The organism is Tetragenococcus muriaticus DSM 15685, from assembly GCF_000423785.1.
Classification (GTDB): Bacteria; Bacillota; Bacilli; order Lactobacillales; family Enterococcaceae; genus Tetragenococcus; species Tetragenococcus muriaticus.
This window is the reverse complement of record NZ_AUIQ01000013.1, coordinates 1-18,326: the sequence shown is the minus strand read 5'-3', so window position 1 is coordinate 18,326 and position 18,326 is coordinate 1. Positions and strand designations below refer to the sequence as shown.

Sequence of the window (18,326 nt, the reverse complement as noted above, 5' to 3'; positions counted from 1 at the left end):
ATTATTTTTTGTTTATAATCAAATAGTAGTTTTGAAAGGAGAGCATTATGAAAAAGAAACAATTAGCCAAGTTACAACAACAATTTCAATCGTCTTTTAATTCTGCTCAAATGAAAGTATTTCGTACAATGGAAAGAAAAATAGACGAACGATACGGCTTCAAAGTTGAAGTTTTTATCCAGTCAGAATATCCAGATGAGTTGACGATTCGACGCTTAGCTCTGGATAAAGATGCTATCGATAAAGAAACCCACTTACCTTTAGACGAAAATTTTGCTGATGTCATTAAACGTATTCAAAAAGGAGAGAAGGGGTTAAAGGAAATCTTTAGTGATAACCTTGTTCAAGAAGTCGTAGATTTATGGTCTTCTGCTGAATAACCACAAACACAACATAGCTCTAACATCCCCAATATTGATCCAAATGATGGAAAAATTGCTTATCCACTATTCAGTAAGCGTTAAATATTAAAGATATTCCAAAGAAAGATTACCTTTTTTTAAAGTTTTTATTTTTTCCTTCTGTTCTATGGACAGTTTTTTTAAGAAATAGTAGGCTGAGTTTCGATACAAAAAAGGTTGGATGGTACATTCATGAATAAAAAAAAGAAATCTGTATTAAAAAAAATATTACTACTTATTTCGATAATGATACTTACTGTAGGTGGGTATTACTTTTATAGAACCTATCAAATATTAAGGCAAGTTTACCAATATGAAGGCCAAGTAGAACAAGCGGTAGAAAGAGAAAATATCCCACAACACAAGAATTTAGTATTAAGCGTTATTTTTACAGAAACAAAAGGGGAGAATAGTGACCCTATGCAAAGTTCAGAAAGTAAAGGTGGGTATCCTAACCAGATCGAAGAATCACAAGAAAGTATTGACCAAGGTGTAGCTTTTTTAGCCACAGCAATTAGAAAGGCAGAGGCAGAAGGCTGTGACTTGTGGACGGCAGTGCAAGCTTATAATTTTGGTTTGGACTATATTGACTATGTAGCAGAAAATGGAAAAACGAATCGATTAGAACTAGCTGAACAATATTCAAAAGATACCGTATCACCAGAGCTTGGTAACACAGAACGTACGAGATATCGGTATTTAAGCTACCAATCTGTAATGTATAATGGAGGTTATTTATATCATAACGGCGGAAATTTCTTTTACGCTGACTTAGTTAAAGCAAATGAAAATAAAATCAAGCAAACAAGCTTTCTGTTTTAAAAATCTGAGAAGGTAAGGACAAAGACAGAGATGAAAAGAAAAGTACAAAAGACCCCAGAGAACATTAGAGACTGGCTCTTTCGTTTTATTAAGGGGATGTTTATCGGTTCTGGTTTTATTTTACCTGGCGTATCAGGTGGAGCGTTGGCTGCAATTTTTGGGATTTATGAGCGAATCATTAGTTTTTTAGCTCATATCACCAAGAACTTTAAAGAAAATGTCTTGTTTTTTCTCCCAGTGGGTTTAGGTGCGTTGACAGCTTTATTCCTTTTATCTTTTGTCGTTAGTTTTTTACTGGGAAGTTATGCTAGCATTATTCTTTGGTTTTTTGTCGGTTGTATTGTAGGGACTGTTCCTGCTTTATGGAAAGAGGCAGGAAAAAAAGGGCGTTCACAACGTGAACTGTTCATTTTAATCACTAGTTTCGTTGGAGCGTTCCTTTTTTTGTGGCAAGGGGCCGGTTTGTTTACTGAGATTTCGCAAAATATATGGACATGGATGATCGCAGGTTTTTAATTGCCTTGGGTGTAATTGTTCCTGGGTTAAGTCCTTCCAATTTTCTTGTTTATATGGGGATGTACAAAGCCATGGCAGATGGTTTTAAAAATTTAGAGCTTCAGGTGATTCTTCCTATTGGTATTGGTGGGATAGTGACTATTTTGACCTTATCCAAAATGATTGATTATATTTTTAGTAAAGCTTATCCTCAGTTATTTCATTTTATTATGGGAGTGGTTTTGGCTTCTACAGTTATGATAGTTCCAACAAATTATACTGGTTTTACTTTTTTAAGCTATATTGCTTGCGTTCTCATGCTAGGTTTAGGAGTTTTTTTAGGAGCCTGGATGAGTAAGTTAGAAGAACGCTATAAATAATCCGTAAGTGGCTTATTGTGAGCAAAACATTTGTAAATCCTCGAAAATGTGATACAATAGTATACGTAGAAATCTGTCTATCTTTAATCGCACTGCTATAATGTTGGTGCGATTTTTTACCGATAGAACAGCTCATCGTTCATTTTTAGGAGGTGAGTAAACGTGGCGAAAATCCCGCAACAAGTCATTGATGATATTCGTGATAAAACAAATATTGTCGATGTTATTGGTCAATATGTACAATTAAAAAAGTCTGGTAGTAAAAATTATGCTGGTCTTTGTCCGTTTCATAATGAAAAAACGCCATCGTTTTCTGTTGCTGAAGATAAACAGTTTTATTATTGTTTTGGTTGTGGCCGTGGTGGTAATATTTTTTCCTTTGTTCAAGAGATTGAAGGTCTTTCTTTTGTTGAATCAGTGTTAAAAGTCGCCGAAATGGAAGGCGTTGAAGTTTCTGAGCAGTATCAAAATGTAGCAGTTGAAAGTCAAGCTAGTTCCCAACAGCAACAATTAATTCAATTACATGAAAAAGCAGCTGAAGTCTATCATCATATGTTGATGAACACAGCAATAGGTGAAGCGGCACTCGATTATTTACATAAAAGAGGGCTAGACGACCAGTTGATTGAAGAATTTAATATTGGTTTTGCACCTAATCAACGGGATTTTTTAGTTCGTGTTTTTCAAAATGAATCATTAGATTCAGAAGCTTTTCCCAACTCTGGTTTGTTTGTTGAACGAGAGAGTGAAGAGCTAGTTGATCGTTTTTATCAACGGATCATGTTTCCTATTCGAAATTTCCAAGGAAAAACAGTGGGTTTTTCTGGTCGCTTTTTTGCAACCGAAGAGATTAGCAATCAAGAACAACCGAAATATCTTAATTCTCCAGAAACCTCCCTATTTAATAAGCGTGAAATTTTATTTAATTTTGATAAGGCGCGCAGTAGTATACGTAAGGGTAGTACGGTATACTTATTTGAAGGGTTTATGGATGTCTTAGCTGCTTATCATTCGGGTGTAACAAATGGAATTGCTTCAATGGGGACAAGTTTAACAAATGAACAAATTACTTCGATTTCTCGCATTGCACAAGAATTAGTTATTTGTTATGACGGTGATCAAGCAGGGTTGGATGCAACAAACAGAGCAATTAGCCACTTGCAAGAAACAAGTCGTTTGAATTTGTCCATTGTAAGTGTACCAGAAGGTCTTGATCCAGATGAATATGTAAAAAAATACGGGCAAGATGCTTTTGTTAATTTACTTGAACATGGGAAAGAGACGGTATTTTTATTTAAAATGCGTTATCGACGTTTAAATAAAAATATGGCTAATGAAAAAGAGCAACTGGAGTATGTTCAAGAGTTGCTACAAGATTTATTAGATGTTGATTCCTTAATTGAGCAGGACCGTTATTTAACGCAACTGTCTAGTGAGTTTCAAATATCCAGAGAGTCATTGCAACAACAATTATATGATTTAAAACGTCAACGTAGAAATAAAAAGCAAAGACCTCCCCAGTCGAATGTGCGATCTGAACACGGGGAATCGCGTAGTCCATCAAATAAGACACAAGTTCAAAAAGCAGAAGAATTGTTATTATATCGTTTATTTAATGATGAAACATTGAACCAACGTTTGAAACAATCTCAAGTAACCTTTTTTCATGAGGTTTATCAAGAGTTATATATGCTTTTTGATGCTTATATAGAAAGTGAAGGCGAATTTGTTCTTGCGAAGTTTTTAGATTTTCTAAAAGATGATCGAATGCGTAATATTGTTGGTACGATTGCTAGTTTGAAGGTACCAGAAGAAGGAAGTCAGCAAGAGATTGAAGACTTATTGCAAGTGATCCAAACGTCAAACTTAACCGAAGAAATTAACGAGAAAAAGCTCAAATTACAAGAAGCTAGTCAAAAAGGGAACCAAGAATTAGAGTTAGGTTTAGCTACCGAAATTATAAACTTGACTAAAGAATTAAAGCAAGCTAAATAGCAGCATCGAAGGAGGACTTCTCTTATGGCAGAAGAAACACAAGTTAAATACGAACAAGCAGTAAAGGATTTTATTAGGAAAAATAAAACAAAAGGTCAAGTTTTTTATGAAGAGCTGTCAGACGCATTAGCTACACCTTATTCATTAGAAGCTGATAGTATGGATAAACTAATTCAACAAGTAGAAGATGCTGGAATTAGTGTTGTTGATGAAAATGGCGAGCCTTCATTACGTAGTTTAAAAACAACTGAAAAAGTTGAAAATGACAAACCTAAGGAAGATTTATCTGCTCCAACAGGTGTAAAAATTAACGACCCAGTTCGTATGTACTTGAAAGAAATCGGTCGCGTTTCATTATTAACAGCTGAAGAAGAAGTAAACTTAGCACTAAGAATCGAAGATGGCGATCAAGAGGCCAAACAACGTTTAGCAGAAGCTAACCTTCGTTTAGTTGTTAGTATTGCAAAACGTTATGTAGGACGTGGAATGCAGTTTCTTGACTTAATTCAAGAAGGAAACATGGGCTTGATGAAAGCTGTGGAAAAATTTGATTATCGAAAAGGATTCAAATTTTCAACTTATGCTACTTGGTGGATTCGTCAAGCAATTACACGTGCGATTGCTGACCAAGCTCGAACAATTCGTATCCCTGTTCATATGGTCGAAACAATCAACAAATTAATTCGTATTCAACGTCAATTATTGCAAGACTTAGGACGCGAACCTACACCTGAAGAAATTGGTGCAGAAATGGATCTTCCAACGACTAAAGTTCGAGAAATTTTGAAAATCGCTCAAGAGCCGGTTTCCTTGGAAACTCCTATTGGGGAAGAAGACGATTCTCATTTGGGTGATTTCATTGAAGATCAAGAAGCAACAAGCCCTTCGGATCATGCAGCTTATGAACTACTAAAAGAGCAATTAGAAGATGTCCTGGATACATTGACGGATCGAGAAGAAAATGTTTTACGTTTACGTTTTGGTATTGATGATGGACGGACACGTACGTTAGAAGAAGTAGGTAGAGTATTCGGAGTAACGCGTGAACGTATTCGTCAAATCGAAGCAAAAGCTTTGCGTAAATTACGTCATCCATCTCGTTCAAAACAATTAAAAGATTTTCTATAATTTAGTTCAAAAGCCTTTTAAAAGTGTATACACTTTTAGAAGGCTTTTTTTATTGGAAAAGATTCTGCTTTTTCTGCTTGTTTCCTTCCTTTAGTTTCGGTATGATATTAAGAAAATACAAACTAAACTTAAAGAGGTTTTATTATGAAAGAAGTAAAATATGAAACATTTGCTGAAGGGATAAAAGCTTGCGTTCCTACAATATTGGGGTATTTGGGTATCGGTTTTGCTCTAGGAGTTGTCGGCAAAGGTGTGGGTTTATCAGTATTTGCTATTTTTCTAATGTCAGCCATTGTTTATGCTGGGAGTGCTCAGTTTATTATTTGTGGATTGATAGCTATTCAAGCGCCGATTACTTCTATTATAGCTACCGTTTTTCTAGTGAACTTGCGTCATTTTTTGATGAGTCTTTCAGTAGCTCCCTATTTTCGACAATCTTCGTTGTTAGAAAATATTGGTATTGGCACACTATTGACTGATGAGTCTTATGGTGTTTTGACAATGGCTTTAAAAAAAGTAGGAGAAGTGAGTGTCGCTTGGACAAATGGCTTAAATATTTGTGCTTATTTAACGTGGATTGTAGCGACGATATTAGGTGGCATATTAGGAGAATTTATTCCAGATCCTGAAGTATTTGGGTTAGACTTTGCTTTAGTAGCCATGTTCTTGGGGCTTTTTTTATTTCAAGTTGAGATACCGTTAAAAGCTAAAACGAAACAAACAATTATTGTTTTAATGAGTGTTATTATTGTATTGTATGGACTTATGTGGTGGACATCACCTGAAATTGCTGTTATTATTTCAGCTTTAGTGGGATGCATTGTGGGGGTGATAACACATGATAAGTACTGAATATCTCTATTTAATATTAGGCTGCTTTATTGTTACTTGGATCCCTCGAATTTTACCGTTTGCTTTTGCTAAGAAAATGAATTTTCCGGCAAAGTTTCGTTTATTTCTAGATTATCTGCCTTTATGTATTTTGACTGCCTTATTAGTTCAGAATTTGCTAAGTGTTTCAACTGGAAGACCTCCTGTACTCGACATTCCTGAAACATTAGCATGTATCCCTGCGTTAATTGTAGGAATTTATACAAAAGATTTGATGAAAATCGTTGTCACAGGTATTATAGCAATAGCACTTATTCGCTTGTTTATTTAAAAAGGAGAAAAATTTTATGAATGACTTGATCGCATCTGTTTTTACCGGGATTATTACCGATGAAAATGAGCAATATTATTTTGTCCAAAAAAGCGGACAAACTTTTAGGTTAAAAAAAGAGGAAGGAAACCATGTCTTAGGAGAAGCTGTGGAGGGCTTTGGCTATTTAAACCAAAAACAAGAAGCTGCTTTTACTACTCAAATACCTAAAATAAGAAAGGGACACTATGCATTTGCACCGGTCACTGAAGTTCGTCGCGACTTAGGTGTGTTTGTAGATATTGGTCTATCAGATAAAGATATCGCTGTTTCTTTAGACGAGCTGCCTACAATGCATAATTTGTGGCCTAAAAAGGAAGACCGGTTAATGATCGCTTTACGTGTCGATAAAAAAGACCGTATTTGGGGCACACTAGCAGAAGATCACCATTTTCAATCTTTAAAAAAAATGGCCAATGAAGAGATGCAAAATAAAGATATCTCAGGGGTTGTGTATCGTCTGAAAATTGCGGGTAGCTATATATTAACCGATGATTATCATATTGGTTTTATTCATCCATCAGAAAGATACACAGAGCCTCGTTTGGGCCAACGTGTTTCAGGACGAGTGATAGGTATGCGACCAGACGGCATAGCAAATGTGTCATTAAAGCCAAGAGCTTATGAAGCAATTCCTGAGGATGCAGCGATGGTATATGCTTATTTAAAACAAAGGCCTAATCAAGAGATGGCTTATACAATAAAGTCCTCTCCAGAAGAAATTGAGCGACTATTTGGTATTAGTAAGGCGCGATTTAAGCGTGCCCTGGGAAATTTGCTAAAGCAGCGGTTAATTGTACAAGAAAATGGTGTAACCAAACTAACGAAAAATTCTAATTGAGAAAACTTGTTTAATACCTTTTTCTATTTTATACTTATTTTAAAGTGAAACTAGGCAATAAACATCTAGATTAAAATAGTTATAAATAGAAAAATGTTGGAGGTTTCAATGACTACTGGTGAAGCGTTAAAAAAGACGAAAAGACAACTTCATGATTCAGGATTTAAACTAACTCCACAACGGGAGGCCACTTTGCTTGTTTTATTAGAGAATGAAAAAGATCATTTATCTGCTGAAGAGATTTTTTTCTTTGTAAAGCAAAAAAGTCCAGAAATTGGACTGGCCACTGTTTATCGAACTTTGGAGATTTTATCTGATTTGAAAATTGTAGATAAGGTTAGTTTTGATGACGGCGTTTCTCGTTATGATCTTAGAAAAGACGGAGCTAAGCACTTTCATCATCATTTATTGTGCCTTGAATGTGGGAATATCGAGGAAATCGATGAAGACTTACTAGGAAATGTCGAAGAAATTGTAGAAAAGCGATTTCATTTTGCTGTAAAAGACCATCGTTTAACCTTTCATGGAATATGTCAACAATGTCAACGTAAACACCAAGAAAGCTGAACCCCCAGCTTTCTTTTTTCTCTTCTTTGTATTGGTAGAAGTGATTAAATAAAGGAAATGGTAATTTTTGACAAATGGATTGCAGCGGGGATTTGTTTTGTGAGATAATCCTAAGATAGATGAAGAAGGTGAGAAATCGATGAATGAACAAGTAACGGACTATTTACATTATCTCTTAATCGAACGTGGTCTTTCAAGTAATACGAGAAAAAGTTATCAACGTGATCTAGAGCAGTATCTATTTTTTTTACATAAAAAAAAGCTAACGAATTGGCAGGACGTAGATCGTTTTACGATTATTGCTTTTTTGCAGTATTTGCAAGATGAAGGGAAATCGTCTGCTACTATAACTCGAATGGTCACAAGTTTGCGCCGCTTTCATCAATTTCTTCGTCAAGAACGTTATATTGATCATGATCCTATGCAACATATCGATTCACCCAAAACATCACAAAAGTTACCAGATGCGCTTAATATCAATGAAGTAGAACGTTTAATTGAAACGCCAGATACAAAAAAACCATTAGGATTGCGCGACCGCGCAATTTTAGAAGTGATGTATGCCACTGGTTTACGGGTAAGTGAGCTTGTAGGGTTAAAGTTAAATGATCTACATCTAAGTATGGGATTATTACAGACTACTGGAAAAGGGGATAAAGAGCGGATTGTCCCTTTAGGAGATATGGCCATTTATTGGATAGAAACTTATTTAGAAGAAGCCAGACCCTTGTTATGTCAAAAACATGCTGAAGAAGAGCATTTATTTGTTAACGGTCATGGAACAAGTCTTTCACGTCAAGGCATTTGGAAAAATTTAAAAGCTTTGGTGTTAAAAGCAGGTATCTTGAAAAATGTGACTCCTCATACTTTACGGCATAGTTTTGCCACTCATTTATTGGAAAATGGTGCAGACCTTCGAACAGTACAGGAGCTTTTGGGGCATGCAGATATTTCTACCACACAAATTTACACACATATTACCAAAAGACGGATGGCAGATGTATATAAACAATATTTTCCACGTGCTTGATTTTAGTGCGTAAAAGATACGTGAGGAGTAGTTATGACAGAAATAAAGGTAAAGTTAGATATATTTGAAGGACCGCTAGATTTACTATTGCATTTGATCCAGACGTTAGAAATAGACATTTATGATATCCCGATAGCACAAGTTACTGAACAATACATGAACTATATTCATGCGATGGATAACACTCAATTGGAGATTGCTGGGGACTATCTTGTAATGGCGGCAACCCTGATGTCTATTAAAAGTCAAATGCTTTTACCTAAGCAAGAGGAAATTGAAGAAGACGATGAGTATGAAGAAGACCCTCGCGAGGCCTTGGTTGAGCAACTATTAGAATATCGAAAATATAAATATGCGGCTAAACAGCTTTCAGAAAAAGCAGAGGAAAGACGTAATTACTTTACCAAAGAACCTATGGATATGGACGAATATAAAGATGAAGACACTTCTCTTGAAAAAGGGCAATTTAAGACAATGGACCTTTATTTGGCATTTCGATCAATGTTAGAAAAAAAGAAGAAGCGAAAAGTGCTTAAGACGACCATCTCTGCTGATGAAACAAGTATTGATGAAAAAATTCAATCTATGGAAAAACAACTTTATCAAGCGGTTAACCCTCATGAAGGTTGTTTATTAGATGCCTTTATGGATAGTTACTCCAAAAGTGAAATTGTGGTCACTTTTATCGCGTTATTGGAGTTAGTCAAAAGCAGGAAAGCGAATGTAGGTCAGACGAGTAATTATGAGGATATCCTGCTTTATCCAGTATATGAAGATAAGGGAGGTTATGTAGATGGATGATATGGGACAGTTAGAAGCTTTACTTTTTGTTGCAGGAGATGAAGGCGTTCAATTGGAAGAATTAAGCTTTCTTATGGGACAGCCAGAACCAGAAATTTATCGATTAATTCAAAATTTAAATGAAAAATATCAAGAAGATCTACATTCTTCATTAAGTGTTCTTGAATTAGGGAATCATTTTATTTTAGCTACGAAGAAAAAGTATGCTGCCATTTTAAAAAAATACGCGAAATCCCCCATAGCAAATCGCCTTTCACAAGCAGCTCTTGAAGCATTAGCAATTATCGCGTATAAACAGCCAATTACTCGGATGGAAGTTGATGATATAAGAGGTGTTCAGTCTTCTGGCTCTGTTCAGAAATTAGCGACGCATCGTTTAATTGAAGAAAAAGGACGTGTAGAAGGACCGGGTAGGGCTATTTTATATGGTACTACAGAATATTTTATGGACTATTTTGGCTTAAATTCAATGCAAGAGTTACCTGATATTCAAGCGATGGAAGAAGAATTGTCTACTGACATTCCTCTTGATTTATGCGCTGACCGTTACGAAGAAACAAGAGAAGAAAAAGGAGAAAATTAAATGCAACGATTACAAAAAGTGATCGCTCATGCTGGCGTTGCTTCTAGAAGAAAAGCTGAAGACTATATTGTACAAGGCCGCGTCAAAGTAAATGGCGAAGTAGTAAAAGAATTAGGCGTACAAGTAACAAGTAAAGATAAAATTGAAGTGGACCAAGTACCTATTTATCAAGAAGAACCAGTTTATTTCATGTTTTATAAACCGCGAGAAGTTATTTCTGCGGTTTCAGACGATAAGAATAGACCCGTAGTAACTGACTACTTTACAGAGATTAAAGAACGAATCTATCCAGTTGGACGCTTAGATTATAATACTTCTGGACTTCTTCTTTTGACAAACGATGGAGATGTATCGCAAAAATTAACACATCCTAAACATGAAGTCGATAAAGTGTATGTGGCTAAGGTAAGTGGAGTAGCGACAAATAAAAAGTTAATGCCTGTTACCAAACAAATGACGATCGAGGGGAAAAAGGTAGCGCCAGCAAAATTTGCTATTTTGTCTACAGATACACAAACACAAAAGAGTATTGTTCAGCTGACCATTCATGAAGGACGAAATCATCAAGTAAAAAATATGTTAAAAGCTTGTGGCTTACCAGTTGAAAAGTTAAAACGTGAACGTTACGGCCATTTGACACTGGAAAACTTAAAGCCAGGAGATTATCGCGAATTGCATAAGCGTGAAATAAATCGCTTATTAGAAGATTCCAAAAATTAACAGTAAACGTTCTATTAGGAAGTTCGCTTGTTTTACGGGGAGTGGATTCGAAAAATGCTTCCTGTCTTGTTAAACATGGGGGGGAATTTGTATTTTACTCCCTGTTATTTGTTAGAAACAAAGGAGTTGCAATTTGTAAAAGTTTATGTATAATTAATTATAGAAAAATAATGAAGGTTCGTCTTCAGGGGCAGGGTGTGATTCCCGACCGGTGGTAAAAGTCCACGAACTGCTTAGTAAAAGTGGTTGATTTGGTGTAAGTCCAATACCGACAGTATAGTCTGGATAAAGAAGATAGAGCATATTTGGTTTATCTGACTTTTGTTAGAACAAGTACTCTATTCTCCCTTAGGAAAATAGAGTTTTTTTTATGAGTAAAAGGCAGAAAAAATAAATAGGTTCCGATGAAGATGAATCCTTGTACTAGGAGGATTTATATGCATAGTAATGCTAGGAAAATGGTAGCTGTAGCGATGTTTGCAGCGATGGGGCTGGTCTTACAATACATAGCCTTCCCGGTTATGCCAGCGTTTGGTTTTTTGAAAATTGATTTTAGTGATGTACCAGTTATTTTGAGTATGTTTCTGTTTGGTCCTATCAGTGGTGTTTTGACCGCTTTTCTTAGATCGTTTTTACATCTTATAACGACTGGTTTAGCGCCGCAAAATATCGTAGGCGATGTGGCTAGTTTTTTAGCGACTACTTGTTATTGCTTACCTGTTTATTACTTTTTTAACAAAGGGACGAATTTACGTAATAAAGTTGTAGGAACTTTTTTAGGCGTATTTTCGATGACTTTATTCATGAGTGTTGCTAACTACTTTGTGATTACTCCGTTATATTTACGTTTTTTCCAATTATCGGTAACAGAAATGTTAGGAATGCCACTAGCAAATTATGTCGTTATTGGTATCTTACCGTTTAACTTAATCAAAGGTGGGTTAGTCAGTGCCGTATTCTTGATTCTTCATACGAAACTTCTTCCTTGGATTAGCAGAAAACGCGACCAATCGACAGTGCATTATCCGATGAATTAAAACGTTTAAAATTTTTAATAAAATAACAAAGTAACCAGTTAGTCTCATAGACTAACTGGTTATTTTCATAAAAAGTTATTTCAAGGCTATTTAATGGAGAAAGTTTTAGTGTATAATAAATGTAGGGTAGGTTTTCAAGCAAAGCTGTTAATGAGGATCATTTATAAACTTTAAGAAATATGTGATTAGGTTTTTCTGGAGGTTATATGGAAGACTTTATTTTATCGCTATTTATGGGAAACAAGAAGTTAAAAAAAACAACGCTTTATCAAATTTTGGTGGGTAAGCATACTACTTCTGTTTTATGCTATGCTTACTTTCATGATCTTTTGCCTTACTTTTCAGTTTTACCAACGTTAGAAAAAGAAAAATTTGACCAAGAAATAGCAACACTTGTTCATAAAGGTTACCTAAGTCAAGATCAGCAGCAAGTAATTTTGAAAGGGGAACTTTTGTCTAATGTATTACGAACATCCGCATTTCAGTCACTGAACTATTTTCAATTTGGCAGGAAAGAGGAAGTTTGTTGGCGCTCTTTTCGTTTTTTATTACAAGTAACTTCCTTTTTAGGAAAAAGGGAACAGTATGTACCGTTAGAGAATGCTCCTATTTATACAGAAAGAGTTCGGGCGGTTACTCACCAATATGGACAAAAATTACCTGAAATAATTTATGAAGAAACGAAGGATTTATTTCAAACGTTGACAGAAGACCATGCGAACCTATTAGCCCAAGCGCTTTCTGGTTATCAACAAGAAGGAGCGGCCTTTTTTCAATTAATACCAGATAAATATGAACAAACACTTTGGTCTACTTTGTATAAATCAGCAGCTATTCACCAATTATTAGCACAAATTACAAAGCATCCAGAGTACTTATTATATCAATTTTTGTCTCCATTACTTTTACAAAATTATAACCAAAGTATGTTGCAAACACGAGAACTAGTTCGTCAAGGGAGATCAATCGAACAAATAAAAAAACAACGGAAGCTAAAAGAAGGAACGATACAAGATCATTTAATTGAATGGTCGTTGATAGATTCTGCGTTTCCTTTTTCTGATTTTTTATCACAAGATATGCAAAATGTTCTTAAAAAAATGCCTAAGGATTCTTTTACTTATCCATTTAAAGAACTAACAGAATTATTTGAAGCTACGTTTTTAGAAATCCGGCTTTATCAAATCTGGAGGAAGAAGCAATTATCATGTTAGAAGAAGCACTTTATCAGTATTTTCACTATACACAGTTTCGTCCGGGGCAAAAAGAGACAATTACTGCTTTATTACAAGAACAAGATTTTTTGGCAGTTCTTCCAACTGGTTCAGGGAAAAGTCTTTGCTACCAACTTCCAGCTTATTTAAAAGAGGGCGTCGTCTTAATTATTACCCCGTTAATTTCTTTGATGGAAGATCAACTCGCTTCGTTACAGAAAAATGGAGAAAAAAGAGCTGTCGTTTTAAATGGGAACTTAAAAGAACAAGACAAGATACACATATTGAGTCATCTCACTCAATATAAATTTGTTTTCTTAAGCCCAGAGATGCTGATGCAAGAAAAAGTGCTTTCACGCTTACAACTTTATCATATAGCTCTATTTGTTGTAGATGAAGCTCACTGTATTTCCCAATGGGGAATTGATTTTCGTCCAGAATATCGAAATTTGAAATATGCCAAGCAACGTTTAAACACCCCAGTAACATTGGCATTAACAGCTACAGCTACAAAAAAAGTCAAAGAAGAAATAAAAACAGTGCTGTTTGATCAAAAAGTAGGCGAGTTTTGCGACTCAGTAGATCGACCTAATGTTTCATTATCAGTAGTTTTTACTCGTGAAAAGTTAATAGAACTAAAACGATTATTATCTGTTGCTAAGGGTTCTGCTCTTATTTATTGTGCTACTAGAAAAAAAGTAGAAGAACTGTATTATCAATTAAAGCAACATTACAATGTTGGTTATTATCACGGAGGCTTGGACAGTAGCCAAAGAAGACTTTTGCAACAACAATTTATTCAAGATCATTTGCAGTTTCTGATTTGCACCAGTGCTTTTGGGATGGGAGTAGATAAACCAGACATACGAATGGTTATTCATTATGATTTGCCTGATAGTTTAGAAAATTATATGCAAGAAATTGGAAGAAGTGGGCGAGATCAAAAAGATAGTGATGCTATTCTTTTGTATAAACCACAAGATGAGAAAATTCATTATTTTATGCAGCAACAAGCACAACAAGAGCGTGAACTTTTTGAATTTAAGATAAATTATCGGCAATTCGAAAATTTATCAGAACTACAAGAAAAATGGTTGCAGCAGACAAAAAAATTTGAGAAAGAGACTTTTTTAGAAAGACTTGAACAAAATGAGACAGAAAAACAGAAGAAATTGGAACAAATGCTTTCATATGTTTATTTTCAAGGTTGTCGCAGAGAATTTTTATTAAATTACTTTGGGGAGAATTTAACTAAAGTTTCCAATCGTTGTTGTGACTTCCACGGTTTAGCAAATATTTCGTCAGAAGAAGAGAAGGATTTTTATTTTTCTCCTAAAAAAGACCATTGGCAAGAGATTTTACTAAAAATGTTTAAAGAAGAAAAATGACAGCAATTTAGGAAGACATAGAAGGATTATCTGTGGTATAATACATCGGAAAGATAGTGAGTGGGAGGTTATTTGAAGTGAGTAGAAAAGATAGAAATAAGAATTCGCAAGAACAAGAGCCGTGGGAACAACCCATATATGATACAGAAAGTGACGACGAAAATGTGTCGCGCTCGCAACAGCGTCATCAAAAAAGAGGAAGTAGCACTTTTTTGACGATTGTTGTGGTTTTATTGGCGTTGATTATTGCAGTACCAACAGTTGCTGGGTTATGGGTGATGAACCGTAACAATGATACTGAAACTGCTGCTAATACTGAACAAACAACATCAAGTACAGTAGAATCTTCTACATCGTCTACTTCAGAAGAATCCTCAACACAAAGCAGTTCAACTGAAGAAACGTCTTCAGAAGAAGCTTCCTCTGAAGAGAATGAAGAACAACAAGCAGCTCAAGAACAAGAACAGCAGCAAGCTGCTGAAGGGGCAGATGAGCAACAAGCAGCTCAAGAGCAAGGTCAAGATCAAAATCAAGAGCAATATCAACAGGACCAAAATCAAGGACAACAAGATGGTCAAAATCAGCAAGATCAAAACCAACAAGGTCAAAATGAAGAACAACAAGGTCAAGGTCAGCAAGATCAACAACAGCAAGACCAAGAGCAACAGGGTCAAAATCAACAGGACCAGGACCAAGACCAAGAACAAAATGGTCAAGATGGCCAAGGATATGCAACAGTTCAAGCGGGCGATGGCTTACAACAAGTAGCTGAAAGAAATGGTTTGAGCGTAGAAGAACTTGCAGAATTAAATGGAATGGATCCTAATAACTTCCATGTAAATCCTGGACAAGAGTTAAGAACTAGATAAAAAAGCCGCCTATGCGGTTTCTTTATCTATAATAAGTGAAATTTTTATAGTTTTAGACGAGGAGTAGTCCCATGCATAAAATCAATATTGCCATTGATGGCCCAGCGTCTTCTGGGAAAAGTACGATTGCAAAAATTATTGCTAAAGATTTTGGCTTTGTTTATACTGATACAGGAGCGATGTATCGTGGCGTTACTTATTTAGCTATAAAACATCAAGTATCTTTTCTAGATGAAACAGCTTTAATTGAATTGATTGAAAACTATCCAATTACTTTTAAACAAACGGATTGGGGTCAAGCTGTATTGATCCAAGGAGAAGATGTCACTCAAGCGCTTCGGCAACCAGAAGTGACAAATCATGTGTCTGAAGTTTCAGCTCTTCCCGGAGTCCGAGATCATTTGGTCAAAGTACAGCAAAAGATTGCTGCTTCAGGAGGAGTGGTGATGGATGGAAGAGATATTGGCACCACTGTACTCCCGCAGGCTGAAGTAAAAATTTTTTTAGTCGCTTCGGCAAGTGAACGTGCCAAAAGACGTTATAAAGAAAATCAAGACAAGGGTATAAAAAGTAATTATAATACCTTAAAAAAAGAAATTGAACAACGAGATTATACGGACTCTCATCGAGAGACTTCTCCTTTAAAACAAGCTAAAGATGCTTCTTTGGTTGATACAACAGGGTTTTCGATTGATGAAGTGGTAGCTACAGTCGAAAGCATAGTGAAGGAAAAGATGGGAGAAGTTAAATGAAGAAAAAAATGACTACTTATTTTACCTTTATAGGTGCTTTATTTATTGTTGGTTGTTCAAACGGAAACAATTCTGAAGGTACTAATGAAACAACAGTTCAAACTAGCCAAGCAGAGCAAATAAATGTTACAGTAGATATTGAGGAAAGAGGTCAAACCATCGGCGAAACAGAAGTTGAAACAACAACAGACGAATCGTTGATGCAAGTGATGCGTAATAACTTTGCGATTAAAGAAGAAAATGGGATGATTGTTGCTGTTGAGGGTGTTGAACAAGACGAAGAAGAAAATCTGTATTGGACTTATACAATAAATGATGAAATGGTAAACACAGGTGCTGAGGATACTACATTAGAAGATAGTGATCAAGTGACTTTTACCTATGATGAGATGGAATAATTGAAAAATTGACTTAGTCTCTGAGTTTTCAATAAAAATATACAGAAATCGCTTTATTTTTTTCTTAATATGACATAGATTAAAGAGTGAAGTGCTTTTTAAATCGTTGGTTAGGAGGATATATGTTATGACAGAATTTGAAAATAATAACTTTGCAGAAAATGGTGAAACAATGGAAGATGCTCTAAACGCCGTCCACGATGTAAAAGTTGGGGATATCGTAAAAGGCGAAGTGCTTGCTATTGAGGATAGACAAGCAATTGTTGGCATTGAAGGGACTGGCGTTGAAGGGGTAGCCCCTGCTAAAGAATTGTCTACTCTACCGGTAGAAGATATTAATGAAATCATAAAAGTTGGTGACGTACTTGACTTTGTTGTTATCTCATCGATTGGTGATGATAAAGAAAATGGTAGCTATTTACTATCCAAGCGTCGCCTTGATGCTAAAAAGGTTTGGGAAGATATTGAAGAAAAATATCAAAATGGAGAAACGGTTGAAGCGCCTGTAACAAATGTAGTCAAAGGCGGACTCGTTGTAGATGTTGGTGTACGAGGATTCGTACCAGCATCGATGGTAGAAGACTACTTTGTTGATGATTTTAATGATTATAAAGGGAGAACTTTGGAATTTAAAATTATTGAAATTGAACCTTCAGAAAATCGCTTGATCTTATCTCACAAAGCCATTGTTAAAGAAGAAAAGGAAAAGAAGAAGGAAGAATTGCTTAATTCCATTTCAGAAGGCGACGTAATTGAAGGTACAGTAGCTCGTTTAACGAACTTTGGTGCATTTATTGACCTAGGAGGCATTGATGGACTTGTTCATGTTTCTGAAATTTCCCATGCTCATGTTGCTAAACCTAGCGATGTGTTAAGCGTTGGAGATAAAGTTAATGTTGCTGTATTGTCAGTGGCCCCAGCAACTGAACGAGTTTCTCTGTCGATCAAAGATACACTGCCTGGCCCTTGGACAAATATCGAAGAAAAAGCTCCTAAAGGGAGTGTCTTAGAAGGGACTGTAAAACGTTTAACTAGTTTTGGTGCCTTTGTAGAAGTATTCCCGGGTGTAGAAGGTTTAGTCCATATTTCACAAATCTCGCATAAACATATTGCAACGCCGCACGAGGTGTTAACAGAAGGAGAACAAGTTCAAGTAAAAGTCTTAGATGTTAACCCGGATGAGCATCGCATTGCATTAAGCATTAAATCATTAGAAGAACAACCTGAAACAGAAGAAAATCAAGATGAACCTGACCCCGAAGATTATCAAAATTTTGAGGATGATGGGTCTGGCTTTACTATGGGAGATATTTTAGGTGAAGCTTTAAATGAAGATGATGAACAATAGATTATGAATAAAAAGGGACTGTTTTTAAACAGTCTTTTTTTAGTATGACGGGCATGTGTTATGTCTAGAGTGAAAGTCTCTGTGGAGCGTCGTTACCAACGAATCCCAAAGCGACTTGCAAGTTTCGTGCTGTGAGGCACGGGAGAGAGGAAGCAATAGCGAAATCGTGGCCCAACGAACAGGAATAAGGTAGGAAGGCGCTACGAGCGGATAAGTCGGCTAAAGGCGATAAAGTCCAAAAGGTAACCGTAATCTTGTGGCGTAAACCTTATGGGTAAACGAGGAAAGAGATAACACTTATCCCGTGAGGTCTCACTAACGATTTAGTAGTAACAACGAATAGTGAGAAGTCAGCA

The 18,326-nt window shown here is 35.8% G+C and carries 19 protein-coding genes, 1 pseudogene and 1 riboswitch; all 20 genes and pseudogenes read left to right on the top strand.

From position 1 onward, the window contains the following. Positions 1 to 47: 47 nt before the first annotated feature. The 20 genes and pseudogenes from G577_RS10990 (at position 48) to rpsA (ending at position 17,970) form a co-directional block, all read left to right on the top strand. Positions 48 to 380: a hypothetical protein gene (locus tag G577_RS10990; RefSeq protein WP_051176622.1), complete on the top strand. Its 333-nt coding sequence runs from the start codon at positions 48 to 50 to the stop codon at positions 378 to 380. A gap of 213 nt (positions 381 to 593) precedes the next feature. Next, complete coding sequence (locus G577_RS0103595) at positions 594 to 1,223, top strand: lysozyme family protein (protein ID WP_028790004.1); 630 nt, start codon at positions 594 to 596, stop codon at positions 1,221 to 1,223. A 30-nt stretch (positions 1,224 to 1,253) separates the two neighbouring features. After that, positions 1,254 to 2,098, top strand: a pseudogene (locus G577_RS10985) (DUF368 domain-containing protein). A 162-nt stretch (positions 2,099 to 2,260) separates the two neighbouring features. Next, positions 2,261 to 4,093 (top strand): DNA primase, encoded by a 1,833-nt coding sequence (gene dnaG, locus G577_RS0103585; protein WP_028790003.1) that lies wholly within the window; start codon positions 2,261 to 2,263, stop codon positions 4,091 to 4,093. Between the two features lie 24 nt (positions 4,094 to 4,117). Then, complete coding sequence (gene rpoD / locus G577_RS0103580; RefSeq protein WP_028790002.1) at positions 4,118 to 5,221, top strand: RNA polymerase sigma factor RpoD; 1,104 nt, start codon at positions 4,118 to 4,120, stop codon at positions 5,219 to 5,221. Between the two features lie 144 nt (positions 5,222 to 5,365). Then, positions 5,366 to 6,073, top strand: coding sequence for an AzlC family ABC transporter permease (locus G577_RS0103575; RefSeq protein ID WP_038023885.1), 708 nt, complete (start codon positions 5,366 to 5,368; stop codon positions 6,071 to 6,073). Continuing rightward, positions 6,060 to 6,383, top strand: a complete 324-nt coding sequence (locus G577_RS0103570; RefSeq protein WP_028790000.1) for an AzlD domain-containing protein — start codon at positions 6,060 to 6,062, stop codon at positions 6,381 to 6,383. The genes G577_RS0103575 and G577_RS0103570 overlap by 14 nt, the downstream gene beginning before the upstream one ends. Before the next feature lie 16 nt (positions 6,384 to 6,399). Further along, a complete protein-coding gene (locus G577_RS0103565; protein WP_028789999.1) occupies positions 6,400 to 7,263 on the top strand; it encodes a CvfB family protein in 864 nt (287 codons plus the stop codon). A gap of 108 nt (positions 7,264 to 7,371) precedes the next feature. Further along, a complete protein-coding gene (gene fur, locus G577_RS0103560) occupies positions 7,372 to 7,830 on the top strand; it encodes a ferric iron uptake transcriptional regulator (RefSeq protein WP_028789998.1) in 459 nt (152 codons plus the stop codon). A gap of 139 nt (positions 7,831 to 7,969) precedes the next feature. Next, positions 7,970 to 8,860 carry a site-specific tyrosine recombinase XerD gene (gene xerD / locus G577_RS0103555; RefSeq protein ID WP_028789997.1) on the top strand — a complete coding sequence of 297 codons (891 nt, stop codon included), beginning with the start codon at positions 7,970 to 7,972 and terminating at the stop codon, positions 8,858 to 8,860. Between the two features lie 33 nt (positions 8,861 to 8,893). Beyond that, the gene (locus G577_RS0103550) at positions 8,894 to 9,661 is read left to right on the top strand and encodes a segregation/condensation protein A (RefSeq protein WP_028789996.1); all 768 of its coding nucleotides are present in this window, start codon (positions 8,894 to 8,896) and stop codon (positions 9,659 to 9,661) included. After that, entirely contained in the window at positions 9,654 to 10,244 is a 591-nt protein-coding gene (scpB, locus tag G577_RS0103545; protein WP_028789995.1) for an SMC-Scp complex subunit ScpB, read from the top strand. The genes G577_RS0103550 and scpB overlap by 8 nt, the downstream gene beginning before the upstream one ends. Next, positions 10,245 to 10,964: a pseudouridine synthase gene (locus G577_RS0103540; protein WP_028789994.1), complete on the top strand. Its 720-nt coding sequence runs from the start codon at positions 10,245 to 10,247 to the stop codon at positions 10,962 to 10,964. It begins immediately after the preceding gene. A 176-nt stretch (positions 10,965 to 11,140) separates the two neighbouring features. Next, positions 11,141 to 11,264: riboswitch (FMN riboswitch) on the top strand. A gap of 137 nt (positions 11,265 to 11,401) precedes the next feature. Next, positions 11,402 to 12,001 carry an ECF transporter S component gene (locus G577_RS0103535; RefSeq protein ID WP_028789993.1) on the top strand — a complete coding sequence of 200 codons (600 nt, stop codon included), beginning with the start codon at positions 11,402 to 11,404 and terminating at the stop codon, positions 11,999 to 12,001. A 206-nt stretch (positions 12,002 to 12,207) separates the two neighbouring features. Next, entirely contained in the window at positions 12,208 to 13,215 is a 1,008-nt protein-coding gene (locus tag G577_RS0103530; RefSeq protein WP_028789992.1) for a helix-turn-helix domain-containing protein, read from the top strand. Beyond that, positions 13,209 to 14,603 (top strand): RecQ family ATP-dependent DNA helicase, encoded by a 1,395-nt coding sequence (locus tag G577_RS0103525; protein ID WP_028789991.1) that lies wholly within the window; start codon positions 13,209 to 13,211, stop codon positions 14,601 to 14,603. Before G577_RS0103530 ends, G577_RS0103525 begins: the two co-directional genes overlap by 7 nt. 77 nt (positions 14,604 to 14,680) lie before the next feature. Then, positions 14,681 to 15,472, top strand: coding sequence for an SAG1386/EF1546 family surface-associated protein (locus tag G577_RS0103520; protein ID WP_028789990.1), 792 nt, complete (start codon positions 14,681 to 14,683; stop codon positions 15,470 to 15,472). Between the two features lie 71 nt (positions 15,473 to 15,543). After that, positions 15,544 to 16,224: a (d)CMP kinase gene (gene cmk / locus G577_RS0103515; RefSeq protein ID WP_028789989.1), complete on the top strand. Its 681-nt coding sequence runs from the start codon at positions 15,544 to 15,546 to the stop codon at positions 16,222 to 16,224. Beyond that, on the top strand, positions 16,221 to 16,622 hold the full coding sequence (locus tag G577_RS10980) for a DUF4430 domain-containing protein (RefSeq protein ID WP_051176617.1): 402 nt from the start codon (positions 16,221 to 16,223) through the stop codon (positions 16,620 to 16,622). Before cmk ends, G577_RS10980 begins: the two co-directional genes overlap by 4 nt. Positions 16,623 to 16,749: 127 nt before the next feature. Then, entirely contained in the window at positions 16,750 to 17,970 is a 1,221-nt protein-coding gene (rpsA, locus tag G577_RS0103505; RefSeq protein WP_028789988.1) for a 30S ribosomal protein S1, read from the top strand. Positions 17,971 to 18,326 lie beyond the last annotated feature (356 nt).

Excerpts from the sequence above, each read along its gene's own strand:
- G577_RS10990 (WP_051176622.1), top strand. The coding sequence starts at position 48 with ATGAAAAAGAAACAATTAGCCAAGTTACAACAACAATTTCAATCGTCT.
- G577_RS0103595 (WP_028790004.1), top strand. The coding sequence starts at position 594 with ATGAATAAAAAAAAGAAATCTGTATTAAAAAAAATATTACTACTTATT.
- rpoD (WP_028790002.1), top strand. The coding sequence starts at position 4,118 with ATGGCAGAAGAAACACAAGTTAAATACGAACAAGCAGTAAAGGATTTT.
- G577_RS0103575 (WP_038023885.1), top strand. The coding sequence starts at position 5,366 with ATGAAAGAAGTAAAATATGAAACATTTGCTGAAGGGATAAAAGCTTGC.
- G577_RS0103570 (WP_028790000.1), top strand. The coding sequence starts at position 6,060 with ATGATAAGTACTGAATATCTCTATTTAATATTAGGCTGCTTTATTGTT.
- G577_RS0103565 (WP_028789999.1), top strand. The coding sequence starts at position 6,400 with ATGAATGACTTGATCGCATCTGTTTTTACCGGGATTATTACCGATGAA.
- fur (WP_028789998.1), top strand. The coding sequence starts at position 7,372 with ATGACTACTGGTGAAGCGTTAAAAAAGACGAAAAGACAACTTCATGAT.
- xerD (WP_028789997.1), top strand. The coding sequence starts at position 7,970 with ATGAATGAACAAGTAACGGACTATTTACATTATCTCTTAATCGAACGT.
- G577_RS0103550 (WP_028789996.1), top strand. The coding sequence starts at position 8,894 with ATGACAGAAATAAAGGTAAAGTTAGATATATTTGAAGGACCGCTAGAT.
- scpB (WP_028789995.1), top strand. The coding sequence starts at position 9,654 with ATGGATGATATGGGACAGTTAGAAGCTTTACTTTTTGTTGCAGGAGAT.
- G577_RS0103540 (WP_028789994.1), top strand. The coding sequence starts at position 10,245 with ATGCAACGATTACAAAAAGTGATCGCTCATGCTGGCGTTGCTTCTAGA.
- G577_RS0103535 (WP_028789993.1), top strand. The coding sequence starts at position 11,402 with ATGCATAGTAATGCTAGGAAAATGGTAGCTGTAGCGATGTTTGCAGCG.
- G577_RS0103530 (WP_028789992.1), top strand. The coding sequence starts at position 12,208 with ATGGAAGACTTTATTTTATCGCTATTTATGGGAAACAAGAAGTTAAAA.
- G577_RS0103525 (WP_028789991.1), top strand. The coding sequence starts at position 13,209 with ATGTTAGAAGAAGCACTTTATCAGTATTTTCACTATACACAGTTTCGT.
- cmk (WP_028789989.1), top strand. The coding sequence starts at position 15,544 with ATGCATAAAATCAATATTGCCATTGATGGCCCAGCGTCTTCTGGGAAA.
- G577_RS10980 (WP_051176617.1), top strand. The coding sequence starts at position 16,221 with ATGAAGAAAAAAATGACTACTTATTTTACCTTTATAGGTGCTTTATTT.
- rpsA (WP_028789988.1), top strand. The coding sequence starts at position 16,750 with ATGACAGAATTTGAAAATAATAACTTTGCAGAAAATGGTGAAACAATG.